This is a genomic window from Nonomuraea sp. IBHARD001, from assembly GCF_056106265.1.
Genome location: NZ_JBWBBW010000002.1, coordinates 4276048 through 4288839, shown reverse-complemented (window position 1 = coordinate 4288839; position 12792 = coordinate 4276048). Strand labels below are relative to the sequence as shown.

At 74.1% G+C, this 12792-nt stretch carries 14 protein-coding genes; 6 read left to right on the top strand and 8 right to left on the bottom strand.

Features of this window, described 5'->3' with window-relative positions; all coding sequences use genetic code 11:
* Window positions 1–89 precede the first annotated feature (89 nt).
* Complete coding sequence (locus ACTWNK_RS21585) at window positions 90–1184, top strand: tyrosine-type recombinase/integrase (protein WP_474306231.1); 1095 nt, start codon at window positions 90–92, stop codon at window positions 1182–1184.
* Window positions 1185–1224: 40 nt separating this feature from the next.
* A complete protein-coding gene (locus ACTWNK_RS21580) occupies window positions 1225–1848 on the top strand; it encodes a LysE family translocator (RefSeq protein ID WP_474306229.1) in 624 nt (207 codons plus the stop codon).
* Window positions 1849–1973: 125 nt separating this feature from the next.
* Here ACTWNK_RS21580 and ACTWNK_RS21575 read toward each other — a convergent pair whose 3' ends face one another.
* Together ACTWNK_RS21575 and ACTWNK_RS21570 are read right to left on the bottom strand one after the other, a co-directional pair.
* A complete protein-coding gene (locus ACTWNK_RS21575; RefSeq protein WP_474306227.1) occupies window positions 1974–2801 on the bottom strand; it encodes a putative protein N(5)-glutamine methyltransferase in 828 nt (275 codons plus the stop codon).
* A gap of 243 nt (window positions 2802–3044) precedes the next feature.
* The gene (locus ACTWNK_RS21570; protein WP_474306225.1) at window positions 3045–3296 is read right to left on the bottom strand and encodes a helix-turn-helix domain-containing protein; all 252 of its coding nucleotides are present in this window, start codon (window positions 3294–3296) and stop codon (window positions 3045–3047) included.
* Between the two features lie 48 nt (window positions 3297–3344).
* Here ACTWNK_RS21570 and map point away from each other — a divergent pair, with 48 nt between their 5' ends.
* Window positions 3345–4112 (top strand): type I methionyl aminopeptidase, encoded by a 768-nt coding sequence (gene map / locus ACTWNK_RS21565; protein WP_474306223.1) that lies wholly within the window; start codon window positions 3345–3347, stop codon window positions 4110–4112.
* A gap of 227 nt (window positions 4113–4339) precedes the next feature.
* Here map and ACTWNK_RS21560 read toward each other — a convergent pair whose 3' ends face one another.
* Window positions 4340–4690: a PRC-barrel domain containing protein gene (locus ACTWNK_RS21560; RefSeq protein WP_474306221.1), complete on the bottom strand. Its 351-nt coding sequence runs from the start codon at window positions 4688–4690 to the stop codon at window positions 4340–4342.
* Between the two features lie 127 nt (window positions 4691–4817).
* Between ACTWNK_RS21560 and ACTWNK_RS21555 the strand changes: the two genes are divergently transcribed.
* Together ACTWNK_RS21555 and ACTWNK_RS21550 are read left to right on the top strand one after the other, a co-directional pair.
* Window positions 4818–5672 carry an alpha/beta fold hydrolase gene (locus tag ACTWNK_RS21555; RefSeq protein ID WP_474306219.1) on the top strand — a complete coding sequence of 285 codons (855 nt, stop codon included), beginning with the start codon at window positions 4818–4820 and terminating at the stop codon, window positions 5670–5672.
* An 11-nt stretch (window positions 5673–5683) separates the two neighbouring features.
* Window positions 5684–6862: a PP2C family protein-serine/threonine phosphatase gene (locus tag ACTWNK_RS21550; protein ID WP_474306217.1), complete on the top strand. Its 1179-nt coding sequence runs from the start codon at window positions 5684–5686 to the stop codon at window positions 6860–6862.
* Window positions 6863–6902: 40 nt separating this feature from the next.
* On the opposite strand, the gene ACTWNK_RS21545 is transcribed toward ACTWNK_RS21550, so the two are convergent.
* The 5 genes from ACTWNK_RS21545 to ACTWNK_RS21525 form a co-directional block, all read right to left on the bottom strand.
* A complete protein-coding gene (locus ACTWNK_RS21545; protein WP_474306215.1) occupies window positions 6903–7565 on the bottom strand; it encodes a response regulator in 663 nt (220 codons plus the stop codon).
* Complete coding sequence (locus ACTWNK_RS21540) at window positions 7562–8698, bottom strand: sensor histidine kinase (protein ID WP_474306213.1); 1137 nt, start codon at window positions 8696–8698, stop codon at window positions 7562–7564. The genes ACTWNK_RS21545 and ACTWNK_RS21540 overlap by 4 nt, the downstream gene beginning before the upstream one ends.
* A complete protein-coding gene (locus ACTWNK_RS21535; RefSeq protein ID WP_474306211.1) occupies window positions 8682–10163 on the bottom strand; it encodes a nitrilase-related carbon-nitrogen hydrolase in 1482 nt (493 codons plus the stop codon). Before ACTWNK_RS21535 ends, ACTWNK_RS21540 begins: the two co-directional genes overlap by 17 nt.
* Window positions 10164–10449: 286 nt before the next feature.
* Window positions 10450–11232 carry a MerR family transcriptional regulator gene (locus ACTWNK_RS21530; protein ID WP_474306209.1) on the bottom strand — a complete coding sequence of 261 codons (783 nt, stop codon included), beginning with the start codon at window positions 11230–11232 and terminating at the stop codon, window positions 10450–10452.
* A gap of 74 nt (window positions 11233–11306) precedes the next feature.
* A complete protein-coding gene (locus tag ACTWNK_RS21525) occupies window positions 11307–12335 on the bottom strand; it encodes a DUF4037 domain-containing protein (RefSeq protein ID WP_474306207.1) in 1029 nt (342 codons plus the stop codon).
* 147 nt (window positions 12336–12482) lie between these two features.
* Here ACTWNK_RS21525 and ACTWNK_RS21520 point away from each other — a divergent pair, with 147 nt between their 5' ends.
* Complete coding sequence (locus ACTWNK_RS21520) at window positions 12483–12788, top strand: DUF3817 domain-containing protein (protein WP_474306205.1); 306 nt, start codon at window positions 12483–12485, stop codon at window positions 12786–12788.
* The last annotated feature ends 4 nt before the right edge of the window (window positions 12789–12792 follow it).

Here is a 12792-nt window from a genome sequence, read left to right as displayed (position 1 = left end):
AAGTGTCGGTGGCGGTCGCTACGGTCGTGCTCTGTCGGGCGTGCTCTGTCGGGTGCACGGGTCTGTCGTGGGGTGGGGTGAGGGGGCGCATGCGGCCTGCGGAGCTGGATCGGCTGAGTGTGGAGCGGGCGGTCGATCGTTATGTGGAGCTGGTGGTGGCGCGCACGACGACGGGGGCGTTGTCGCCTTCGACGGCCGAGGTCTACGCGCGGGACGTGGCGACGTTCGCCAGGCTGGCCGGGCCTGATCGGGTGCTGGACGACCTGACGGGTGAGGATGTGGACGCGGTGCTGCTTGCGTTCGCGCGTAAGCCGGACGGGCGGCGTGCGGCGCCGGAGGGCGGGTTGCAGAGTCCGTCGTCGCAGGCGCGTTTCCGGCGGTCGGTGTCGGCGTTGTTCAAGCATGCGGCGCGGGTGGGGTGGGTGCAGCTCAATCCGATGGCGTCGGCGACGGTGATGTCGAAGGAGCGTGGCGGGTTGCGTCCCGAGCGGCGGGCGCTGACCAGGGAGCAGGCCCAGGGGCTGATCGGGGCGGCGCGCGGCCTGCAGGAGGCGCCCGAGGTGGGCGCTGCGGCGGCGGTGGAGGGGGTGCCGCAGGCGCGTGACGGCAGGCGGGCGCGGCGTGATCAGCGCACGGAGTCGCGTGACGGGCTGATCGTGTTGCTGCTGGCGGCGCTGGGGCCGAGGGTGTCGGAGCTGGTGCGGGCGAATGTGGAGGATTTCTACACCAACGACGGTGTGCGGTATTGGCGGATCTTCGGCAAGGGCGGCAAGACGCGTGATGTGCCGTTGCCTTCGGATGTGGCGCGTGCGCTGGAGGTGTTCCTGGCTTCGGGGCGCGGGGACTCCCCCGACAAGGCGTTGCTGTTGTCGTGGCGTGGGCGCAGGCTGGCGCGTGGTGACGTGCAGGCGGTGATCGACCGGGTGCAGGCGCGGGTGGCGCCCGATCAGCGGCGTTCGGTCACGCCGCACGGGTTGCGGCATACGACGGCGACGCATCTGCTGGCCGATGCGGTGGACATGGATGCGGTGCGCCGGGTGCTGGGTCACAGCGATCTGGCGACTCTCGGGCGTTATCGTGACGAGCTGCCTGGCGAGCTGGAGGTGGCGATGCGCACGCATCCGCTGCTGCGGCCGTCCTCGTCGTCCTCCTCGTCTTCGTCCGGTTCGGGTGAGGAGCAGTAGGGGTGATGTGCGGGCTCCTGGGGCGGGGACAATGTGCGGCATGAGTACTGATGTGTTGTCGTTCGCGGTGGTGGCCGGGGTGTTGACCGTGGTGCCGGGGCTGGACACGGCGCTGGTGTTGCGGGCGGCGCTGGTGGGGGGCAGGCGGGTGGCGTTCGCGACGGCGCTGGGGGTCAATACCGGCGTCCTGGTGTGGGGGGCCGCGGCGGCGGCGGGCCTGTCGGCGTTGCTGACGGCCTCGCAGGTGGCCTACACGGCGCTGCGCTGGGCGGGCGCCGCGTACATGGTGTGGTTCGGGATCTCGCTGCTGCGCAGGGCGCGGGCGGCGGGCGCGCCGGAGCTCCAGGAGGGTGAGCGTGCCGAGACGGTGTGGGGGGCGTGGGCTCGGGGGGCGCTGACGAACCTGCTCAATCCGAAGGTGGGCGTGTTCTACGTGGCGTTGCTGCCGCAGTTCATCGCGCCGCAGGATTCGGCGCTCGGGACGGGGGTGCTGCTGGCGCTGGTGCACAACGCCGAGGGGCTGGTGTGGTTCTCGTTGCTGATCTTCGGGGCGGGGGCTGTGGGCGGGTGGCTGCGGCGGCCCGGGGTGCGCCGGGCGGTGGACCGGGTGACGGGGATGGTGCTGGTGGCGTTCGGGCTGCGGCTGGCGCTGGCGCAGCCGTGACCGGGGGCCGCGTCCTTGCACGCGGTGCGTTCGGCGGGGTTGTCCGAGCGTGTACGCCCCTGGCGGCTGGGGCGTACACGCCTCGTCTAGTGATTCTCGGTGTGTCTAGGGGCGTCTAAGCGCGTCTAATCGGCTGGGGGCGCAGGCGTCACAGGATCCTCTGCTCCCCCGGCGGTTCCTCCGGCGATGACGACGGTGGCGTACAGGTCCTCGCAGTGGCTGATGCGGGCGGGCAGGCCGGCGGCGGTGGCGTGGGCGGCCACCTGGGGGGCCTGGTCCTGGCTCGTCTCCAGCAGCAGGTGGCCGCCGGGCACCAGCCAGGCGGGCGCCTGGGCGATGACGCGGCGTACGACGTCGAGGCCGTCGGGGCCGCCGTCCAGGGCGGTGCGGGGTTCGTGCTCGCGCGCTTCGGCGGGCAGCAGGCCGATCGCCTGGGTGGGAACGTAGGGCGCGCTGGCGATGACGACGTCGAAGCGCCCGCGCAGGTGCGGGGGCAGGGGCGCGTACAGGTCGCCTTCGTGGACGTGGGCGCCGAGGGGCGCGAGGTTGCGCCGGGCGCAGCGTACGGCGGCGGGGTCGATGTCGCAGGCGTGCAGTTCGGCGTCGCCGAGCGCGATCGCCAGGGCGGCTCCCATGGCGCCGGTGCCGCAGCACAGGTCCAGCAGCAGGGCTCCGGGTACGGCCAGGGCCGCGGCCTGGGCGATGAGGTGTTCGCTGCGCCGCCTGGGCACGAACACGCCGGGCTCGACGGCGTAGCGCGCGCCGTGGAACTGCGCCCAGCCCAGGACGTGTTCCAGGGGCTGGCCTGCGACGCGGCGGGTGATCATGTCGTCGAGTTCGGCCGGGGTACGGGCCGTGGCGTGCAGCAGGGCGGCCTCGTCCTCGGCGAAGACGCAGCCTGCGGCGCGCAGGGTGGCCGTGACGGCGGTGAGGGTGGTGGTGTGGTGGAGCATGAGGCGCCTTCCGGTGTTGCCTGGGGCGCTCTCGTGGTCGCCTAGGGGCGGCCGGCCGATCGGCCTTGAGGGGAGAGCACCCTGCCTGCGGTAGCGGTCATGGGTGTGTCACCTCCTCGGTCGCCGGCGGCCGTGGCGGGCCGCCGTGGGCGTGGCCGTCACGCTACCCCAGCGGGCTCGGGGGCGGCAAACGGGTTCACGCGGCGGGCGCGGCGGGCGGGTTTCACGCGGGCGGGTGCGGGTTCATGTGCGTACGGGGGCCAGGCGGGAGGTGAGGTCGTCGAGGGAGACGTCCAGGACGGCGGCCAGGGCGGCGACGGTGAAGAAGGCGGGCATGGGGATGCGGCCGGTCTCGATCTTGCGCAGGGTTTCGGCGGACATGCCTGCGGCTGCGGCGACCTCGACGATGCTGCGTTCGGCTCTGGCGTGGCGCAGCAGTTCGCCCAGGCGCAGGCCGCGCAGGCGTTCTTCGGGTGTCAACGGGGTGCGAACCATGAACACATCCTACCGACCGGGATACAAATACCGGTATAGTTATCGCCTATGGTTGAGATGAAGACGCCTTCCGAGATCGAGGCGATGCGCGCGGCGGGTCAGGTGGTCGGCCGTGCGCTCGCCGCCGTACGGGACGCGGCGGCCGTCGGGGTCAGCCTGCTGGAGCTGGACGCCGTCGCCGCCGCCGTACTGAAGGACGCCGGGGCCAGGCCCGCGTTCCTGCACTACCATCCGGGGTTCGCGCCCACGCCGTTCCCCGCCGTCATCTGCGCGTCGGTCAACGACGCCATCGTGCACGGCATCCCCGGCCCCTACCGGCTGCGCGAGGGCGACCTGCTGAGCGTCGACTGCGGCGCGCACCTGGGCGGCTGGACGGGCGACGCGGCCATCAGCTTCACGATCGGGCGGGCCGACCCCGCCGACCAGGCGCTGGTGCAGGCCGGTGAGCGGGCGCTGGCGGCGGCGGTGGCCGTCGCGGTGCCCGGGGCGCGCATGGGCGACATCGGGGCGGCGATCGCGGCGGTGGCGGCCGAGGCCGGGTGCGGCATCCCCGACGGGTTCGGCGGGCACGGCATCGGCCGGGCCATGCACGAGGACCCGCACGTGCCCAACCACGGCCGTGCGGGCAGGGGGCTACGGCTGCGGGCGGGGCTGGTGCTGGCCATCGAGCCGATGTTCGTGGCCGGAGGCGACGGCCGCTACGTCACCGACCCCGACGGCTGGACACTGCGCAGCCGCAGCGGCGAGCGCGCCACCCACGCCGAGCACACGGTCGCCATCACCGACGACGGCCCCCGCATCCTCACCCTGACCTGACCCGCGCCCGCGCAGGACAGCCGAAGGAGCTCCCGGCTCCACGACGACCTGCCCCCACCTGACCCGTACGAGCCCGGCCCTCACGAACGCGCCGCTTCGGCCGAGCCCTCACGCACTGCGCCACAGGCGGCCACACCCCCACAACACCCCCACAACACCCCCGCAACGCCGCAGGGGCCCTCCCCGGTGACAGCACCGGAAAGGGCCCCTGCGGCCTAGCCCGAAGATCAGGGCTGGTGCGGGTAGCGGCCGTAGTAGTCGCCCACCTGCTGACGGTAGCCGGGCTCGCGGTAGGTGCTCTCGTCGAACTCCGGCGCCTCCTTGATCTCATCCTTGGTCCTGGCCAGGAAGACCTTCTTGTTCTGCGGGTCGATCTGGGTGATGGTCGAGGCGGGCAGGACCACCTTCTTGCCGAAGATCCAGAACCCGGTGTCGACGACGATGTAGCTGTCCCCCGCCGCGTCGCTCTCCTCGTCGACCGATCCGATCTTGCCGTCGACGGCTTCGACGTCGTAGCCGACCAGGCTGACGCCCGTCTCGGCGCCGACGCCCTCGCGGTAGGTCCAGTACTCAGTCATAGGCCGAACTCCCTGGTGTAGTGGGTGGGACGTCTCCCCCTCTACCCATCCGCACCGGGGCAAACGTCGCCGGTGACAATCGCCGTGGCAATCGTGCGGGCGCGGCGCGGCTGGCAGGATGGCAGGCATGAACGCAGGCGCCACGAACAGCGTCGTCAACCACAACGCCCCCGCCCCGGGCAACGCCGTCCGGAACAACGTCGTTCTCACCGGCCCCCCGCACGCCCCCGTGATGATGCTCGCGCACGGGTTCGGCTGCGACCAGAACATGTGGCGTCTCGTCGCCCCGGCGCTCGCCCGCGACTTCCGCCTGGTGTTGTTCGACCACACGGGGGCGGGCCGTTCGGACCTGTCGGCGTGGAGCGCCGACGGCTACGCCACCCTCGACGCCTACGCCGGCGACATCCTGCGCATCTGCGCCGAGCACGACCTGCGGCAGGTGACGCTCGTCGGGCACTCCGTCAGCGCCTCCATCGCCGTCCTGGCCGCCGTGCGCGAACCCGCCCGTTTCGCCAGGCTCGTCCTGCTGACGCCCTCGCCCTGCTACCTCGACGACCCGGCCACCGGCTACCGGGGCGGCTTCAGCGCTGGCGACGTGGAGGAGTTGCTGCAGGCGATGGACAGCAACTACCTGGGCTGGTCGGCGACGATGGCGCCGCTCATCATGGGCAACCCCGACCGGCCCGGCCTCGCCCAGGAGCTGACCAGCAGCTTCTGCCGTACCGACCCGGTCATCGCCCGCCATTTCGGCCGCCTGACGTTCCTGTCCGACAACCGGGCCGACCTGCCGAAGGTGCGGGTGCCCACCCTGGTGCTCGACTGCGCCGACGACGTCATCGCACCGCCCGAGGTCGGCGCGTTCGTCCATGCGGCCATCCCCGGCAGCCGCCTGCAGACGTTGCCGGCCACCGGCCACTGCCCCCAGCTCAGCGCGCCCGAAGCCACCCTGGCGGCCATCGCGGCGTTTGCCGGTGCCCGCTGAGCAGGCCGCACGTGAGCGTCCCCGACCTTGAGCAGAGCGCCGAAGACCTTTACGAGAACGCCCCGTGCGGCTACCTGTCGACGCTTCCCGACGGCCGCATCGCCAAGATCAACGCCACGTTGCTCGGCTGGCTCGGCTACGAACGCGACCAGGTGCTCGGCGTGCGTACCCTGTCGGACCTGCTGACCGTCGGCGGCCGGATCTACCACGAGACGCACTACGCGCCGCTGCTGGCCATCCAGGGCCACATCGACACCGTCGCCCTGGAGCTGCGCACCGCGGGCGGCAGGCGGCTGCCGGTGCTGCTGACCTCCGTCGTCAGGCACGACGACTCCGGCCGCCCCCTGCTGATCCGCACCACCGTCGTCGACGCCCGCGACCGCCGCGCCTACGAGCGCGAACTCCTGCACGCCCGCCAGCAGGCCGACACCGAACGCGAACGCCTGCAACGCCTGGTCACCACCTTGCAGGCCAGCCTGCTGCCGCCGTCGCTGCCGCAGGTGCCTGGCCTGCGCGCCGCCGCCCGCTACCACACCGCCTCCCGCGACGAGGTCGGCGGCGACTTCTACGACCTGTTCCCGCTGGGCGGCTCCCGGTGGGCGTTCTTCCTCGGCGACGTGTGCGGCAAAGGGGCGCGCGCGGCGATCGTCACCTCGCTGGTGCGCTACACGCTGCGGGCCGCCGCCGTGCACGACGGCGACCCGCTGGCGGTGCTGAACACCCTCAACACGGTGCTGTACCAGGAGTTCCACGGCCGTGACCCGCGTTACTGCACGGCCGTGTTCGGGGTGCTGGCCCCCGAGGGCGACGGCGGCGCCTTCAGCGTGACCCTGGCCTCCGGCGGGCACCCGCCCGCGGTGCTCATCACCGCCGACGGCGCCGCCTTCCAGGCCACACCCGGCGGCATGCTCATCGGTGTGCTGCCCAAGGCCCGTTTCAGCGCCCGCACGCTGCGCCTGGGCCCCGGGCAGACACTCATGCTCTACACCGACGGGCTGACCGAGGCCCGCACCGGCTCCGGGCCCGGGCGGCTGTTCGGGGAGGCGGCGCTGCTGGCGTTCGCGGCGTCGCTGGCGCCGACGTCGGCGGCGTGCGCGGTGGCGGCGGTGGGCGACCTGCTGGCCTCGTTCGGCACGGCGCTGGACGACGACGCGGCGGTGCTGGCCCTCAGCGTGCCCGCGCCGGGGTGAGCCAGGTGGCGGTGTTCTCCCGCAGCGGCCCGCCTCACGCTCACTCGCCGGGCACGACCAGGCCGCACTCGTAGGCGAACACCACCGCCTGCACCCGGTCGCGCAGCCCCAGCTTGGCCAGCACCCGGCTGACGTGCGTCTTGGCGGTGTTCTCGCTGACGACCAGCTCGGCGGCCAGTTCGGTGTTGGACAGGCCGCGCGCCATCAGCCGCAGCGCCTGGCGCTCGCGCCCGGTCAGCACCGCCAGCCGCCCGGCCAGCAACGGCGCCACCCCGCCCGCCGGACGCCGGACCAGGGTCTCGACCAGGCGGCGGGTGACGGTGGGAGCCAGCAGCGCCTCCCCCGACGCCACCACGCGCACCGCCTCGGCCAGCTCCTGGCGGCGGATGTCCTTCAGCAGGAACGCGCTCGCCCCGGCCCGCAACGCCTCGTACACGTAGGCGTCCAGGTCGAACATCGTCAGCACCAGCACCCTGGCCCTGGTGCGGGCGCAGATCGCCGCGGTGGCCTCGATGCCGCCCATGCCGGGCATCTGCACGTCCATGAGCACCACATCGGGGGCCAGCGCCTCGGCCTGGGCGATCGCCTGCTCGCCGTCGGCGGCCTCGCCCACCACCTCGATGCCCTCCTGCGCCGCGAGGATCATGGTGAAGGCGGCCCTGAACAGGTCCTGGTCGTCGGCGATCAGCACCCGGATGCTCACCCGCCCACCTCCGCGCCCGCCAAAGGCAGCCGCGCCCGTACGGTGAACCCGCCGCCCGGCCCGCCGGAGGTGGTGCTGAGCACGCCGCCGCACGCCTGCGCCCGCTCCCGCATCCCGGTCAGGCCGTGCCCGCCTGTCCCGCCGCCGCTTGCGCCCGCTCCTGTGCCGTCGTCGGACACCGTGACGTGCAGGGCGCTCTCGTCCAGGACGAGGCTCACCCGTGCGGTGCTCGCGCCCGCGTGCCGTACGACATTCGTCAGCGCCTCCTGCACGATGCGGTAGGCGGCCACGTCCGTCTCGGCCGGCAGGCGGGTGTGCGCGCCGTCGGGCATGGTGAGGTGCACCCGCAGGCCGGAGCGGCGGGTGAGCCTCACCAGGTCGGGCAGCCAGGCCAGGCCGGGGCGGGGCTCGCCGGGCGTCTGGCCGGGCTCGCGCAGCGTGGTCAGCAGGCCGCGCAGCTGGCTCAGGGCGCCGCGGCCGGTGTCGGCGACGGTCTCGAACGCCGCGCGCGCCCGCTCGCCGCCCGCGACGGCGGCCCCGGCCTCGGCCTGCACCACCATCAGCCCCACCGAGTGGGTGAGCACGTCGTGCACGTCGCGTGCGATGCGGGTGCGTTCGCGGGCGGCGGCGGCCTGGCGTTCCTGCTCCAGGCGGCGGTCACGCTCGGCGTGTTCGGCGCGGCCCGCCGCCCTGGCGCGGGCGCCGGTGCCCAGCGCCCACGCGGCCACGAACGCGGTGGCGACCATCCGGTAGACCTCCTCATCCTCCTGCGGCAACGCCAGCGACACCCACACCGCGGCCCCGATGAGCGGCACCACGGCCAGGCGCACCGCGGGGCGGCTGAGCGCGGCGACGGTGTAGACGCCCAGCAGCGGCCCCCACGGCAGGTACGGCTTCTCCCACACCACCATGGCCGTCATCGCCAGGCCGGTCAGCAGCGACAGCGCCACCGGGGCGCGCCTGCGCCAGATCATCGGCGCCGACGAGCACACCGCCAGGGCCGGCACCCACCACGAGCCGGGCGCGGGCAGCAGGGCGGGCACGACGGTCGCGGCCGTCACGGCGCCGCCCAGCAGCAGGTCGCCGACGCGTTGCGGGATCCGGGCGCGCAACCGTTCAACCGCTTGTGTCACGGCTTGCCACGGTTGACTCACAGGTTGGCTCATGTCCGGCCCCCTTGCCGCCCGCCGGCCCGCGCAGCCCGATGAGCGAGCACACCACCAGCAGGGCCAGGGCCGCCCAGCCTAGCCACTCGCCCCACACGCTGTAGAGGGTGGCCGGCTGGGCGGGCGGCAGCGTGGCCTGCGCCAGCGCGAACGCCGGGCCGGTGGCCCGCTCGGCCAGCACCCGCCCGTAGGGGTCGCTGGCCAGCAGCGTCCCGGCGCGCGGGGCGCGCACCACGGTCATGGCGTTCTCCACACCCCGGACCAGGGCGACCCTGCTGTGGATCCATGCGTCGCCGGGAAAGTCCCAGGCGGGGGCGAACACCACATCGGCCCCCGCGGCCCGGTAGGCGCGCACCAGGGCGGGGAAGTCCAGGTCCTTGCACACCGCGATCGCCCACCGGCCGCGCCCGTCGGCCACGAACGCCTGCCCGTCGCCGGGCGACAACTCCTGCTCAAGGCCGGGAATCAGGTGCTGCTTGTCGTAGCGTACGGGCGCGCCGCCGCCGGGCGGGTAGGCCAGGGCGCTGTTGGTGGCGCGATCCCCCTGGCGCACGGTGACGCCCGCGACGATCGTCATCCGGCCCGCCCCCGCCAGCGCCGCCAGCCGCGCGTCCAGTCCGCGTAGCGCCCTGCCCCCTGCGGCGAACGTCTTCTCCGGCAGCACCACCACGTCCGCCCGTACCCGGCCCAGCTGGGCGGCGTAGCGCTCCAGCAGGTCCGCCCCCTGCCCACTGCCCGCCTCGACGGTGTCGCCGGGCGTGTCGGTGGCCAGCATCGCCACCCGCACCGCGCCCGGCCCCGGCGTCGCGAGGCCGGGCGCCGAGGCCAGGCGCGCCACGCCGTACCCGCAGACCACCGCCACCACCAGCGCCGCCACCCCCGCGGGCGCCACCCGGCGGGCGGCGGCAGGCAGCGCGGCCACCAGCCCCTGTACGGCCAGCAGCGCGAACGTCACCCCCCACACGCCGGTCGCCGACACCAGCTGCACCACCACGGGCGTCTCGGCCTGGGAGTAGGCCATCGACCACCAGGCGCCGTGCGGCAACGCCATCGACACCCCGAACTCCACCGCCGTCCACGCCGAGGCCAGCCCCAGCGCCGCCAGGACCGGCCTGCCGCGCCCCGCCACCGCCGCATACAGCGCCACCGCGCCGCCGAACAGCACCGACGTGCCCACGATGAGCGCCGCGACCACGCCGAGCGGCATCTCCAGCGTGCCCGCGTAGTACCCCCACAGGGGCGTCTGCCCGCCCAGCCACGCCGCCGCCCCGGCGAGCGCCGCCCACCGGGGCCGCATCCCGTTCACCGCGACCAGCAGCGGCAGCACCGCCACCCACGCACACCACCACACCGGCGTCAGGCCGGTCCCGAAGGCCAGAGCCACGGCCGAGACGGCACACCCGACCGCCCGCCACATCACAGAGATCGTCATGCGCCCATCGTCGGCGCGCGAGGCCGCCCGGCGCGTCACGCCCGCGAGTGATCCCCGCCCTCACCCGCACGCAGTACGCGCGGGGTGCGCCGGCAGGCGGCGAAGGCCCTCAGCGCGGGAGGGGCGCTCAAGGCCGCGCTGGATGTCGCCGTCGGCGTCGGGCGGCGAAGGCCGCGCGAGGGGCGGCCGCCATCGCGCAGCGCGGGAGGGGCTCACCGGGCGGCCGATCAGAGGGGCGCCCGGCCCGTGGCCTCAGGCCGCACGACACCCCGCGGCGCCGCCGCGTTCAGCCGACCGCCACCATCAGATCGGTGCGCAGCTCGGCTGCTGGCGTGGTCGCCGGGTCGGACACGTACACCTCCCTGATCGGGCCGCGCACCGCCCTGCCCTGCTCGGCGCACCAGGCCAGCAGCGCGTGCGCGGTCAGCTGCACGTGCTCGTACGGGCCCACGTGGCAGGCGGCGGCGAACAACCCGCCGGGCAGCTCACCGGCCACCAGCCCCTCCGCGGCCGCGTCCCCGGCAACGCCCAGCGCCGCGACCCGCACCTCGACCGGCGCACCCAGCAGCAGCGGGAACAACCCCACCAGCCGCACCTGCCCGGCCTGCGCCGCCACCGGCATCAGCGCGGCCACACACGCCGACGTCACCTCGGCGATGCCCGAGCTGTCGGCCGCCACCCCCGAGGCGATCAGCGCCCGCTCGGCCTCCACCCGTACCAGCCGCACCTGCGCCGACGGCAGCCCGGCGGCCAGCACCTGCTCCAGCACCCCCAGCGTGCGGCGGCGGCGCGCCAGCTCGGCCTCCAGCCGCTCGCGTACGCCCTCCAGGGCGCCCACCCCGTCCTCCAGCACCTGCCCGATCACCGCCAGCGGCACGTCCATCGAGCGCAGCAGCCCGATCGCCAAAGCCTGCCGCGCCTGCTCGGGCCGGTAGTAGCGGTAACCGGACGCCTCGTCCACATGCGCCGGGACCAGCAGCCCCAACTCGGCGTAGTGCCGCAGCTGCTTCACACTCAGACGCCCCAGCTCGGCGAAACGCCCGATGGGCACCAACATCGCATCACTCACCCCACCAGCATGCCGCCCGCCCGCCCCCCGACGCTCCCCCGCACCGCCGCACCGCTCATCTCACAGCGCTCATCTCACAGCGCCAGAGCCGCCTGCGTCACCGCCGCCGCCAGGTGCGGGCTGGTCAGGACCTCGACGCTGTCGCTGATCTGGTCCACGCACCCGGCCGGGCCCAGCGCCGCGACCTGCTCGTCGGTGATCGCCGCACGCAGCGCCGCGGCGAAACGGCCGCCGCCGATCACCTGGAAGGGCCGCTCGAAGTACGGGCCCACCTTCGCCGGTTGCGGGGCGGCCAGCGCCATCCTGTTCTGCAGCGCCGCCACCCGCTCATACGCCGCGCACAGCGCGCGCTCCCGCTCCGGCCAGCAGCGGGCCGCGCCCACCTGTGTCAGCGCCGCCGCCAGCTCGGCCGAACCCGGCACTCTGGCCAGCGCGCTGCCCAGCCATTTGGCGTACGGCGGGTAGCGGCGGCGCATCAGCAGCGCCAGCCGCATCAGCTCACGCGCCAGCCCGGCCGCCACCACCGTCGAGCCCAGCTCGTCGCCCACCTCGGCGCACCGGCCGGGGAAGGCCTCCTGCTGGGCGACCTTCTGCCACTGGCAGGCCAGCACGTACCTCCACACGTCGGCCGGGTACCACGCCAGCGCCTTCCTGACCTCGCCGAGCTCGCCGAGCCCGTCGTGGAAGACCTCGCCGCCCGTCACCTCCGCCAGGCTCTGCCAGGGCGCCGACAACCACCGCCGCGTCGTCATCCCCGCACGCGGGTCGAACCCCAGGCGCTCCTGCAGCCACTCGCCCAGCACGCCCACGCGCACACCCGGCGCGCTGGCCCCGCGCTGGGGGAAGACGGTGGGGTAGCCGCGGAAGGAGCCGGGCAGCGCGGCCGTGACCCGCTCCCTCAGCTCCTGGGCGCGCTGCGGGGTGGTGAACAGCAGCACCCTCGGCCCCCAGTCGTGGTCGGCCGAACGCTCGGTGTCATACGCCTGCACCTCCGAGCCGGGCCCGACGAGGGCGGCGCTGTGCGGGCAGGGCGCGGCGGCGGGCGCCACGACCTCGGCATAAAAGGAACGCGAAAGCTCAATTCCAGGAACAAATCCGGTCATCACGCTGTCCACTGTGCCTGACGGCCTGCGCAACCTCACCCGGTTTTCGCCCGGCCCGGATCCACGGGCGGCCACCACCGCCCATATGCTGGTTTTCCTCCAGCCGAAACCCCGCTCCCGCTGTTGTCGCCGTGAAAGGCAGCCCCCGTGCCCACCCCGCTCCGCCTGTTCCGCGCCGTCGCCATCGCCGAAGCCTGCTCCTGGGCCGGACTGCTGGTGGGCATGTTCTTCAAGTACGTCACCGCGACCGGCGACCTCGGCGTGAAGATCTTCGGCCCCATCCACGGCGCCCTGTTCGTCCTGTACGTGGCGGGGGTGCTGGTGGCCGCACGCGCCGAAGGCTGGCGGCCCGCCACCGTGGCACTCGGCCTGGCGTGCGCGGTGCCGCCGTTCACCTCCCTGTGGTTCGAACGCCGCCAGCTCGCCCGCCGAACCGCGACCGCGACGGTGTGAGCGC

Coding starts and splice junctions, on each gene's coding strand:
- ACTWNK_RS21585 (WP_474306231.1), top strand. CDS start 90: ATGCGGCCTGCGGAGCTGGATCGGCTGAGTGTGGAGCGGGCGGTCGAT.
- ACTWNK_RS21580 (WP_474306229.1), top strand. CDS start 1,225: ATGAGTACTGATGTGTTGTCGTTCGCGGTGGTGGCCGGGGTGTTGACC.
- ACTWNK_RS21575 (WP_474306227.1), bottom strand. CDS start 2,801: ATGCTCCACCACACCACCACCCTCACCGCCGTCACGGCCACCCTGCGC.
- ACTWNK_RS21570 (WP_474306225.1), bottom strand. CDS start 3,296: ATGGTTCGCACCCCGTTGACACCCGAAGAACGCCTGCGCGGCCTGCGC.
- map (WP_474306223.1), top strand. CDS start 3,345: ATGGTTGAGATGAAGACGCCTTCCGAGATCGAGGCGATGCGCGCGGCG.
- ACTWNK_RS21560 (WP_474306221.1), bottom strand. CDS start 4,690: ATGACTGAGTACTGGACCTACCGCGAGGGCGTCGGCGCCGAGACGGGC.
- ACTWNK_RS21555 (WP_474306219.1), top strand. CDS start 4,818: ATGAACGCAGGCGCCACGAACAGCGTCGTCAACCACAACGCCCCCGCC.
- ACTWNK_RS21535 (WP_474306211.1), bottom strand. CDS start 10,163: ATGACGATCTCTGTGATGTGGCGGGCGGTCGGGTGTGCCGTCTCGGCC.
- ACTWNK_RS21525 (WP_474306207.1), bottom strand. CDS start 12,335: ATGACCGGATTTGTTCCTGGAATTGAGCTTTCGCGTTCCTTTTATGCC.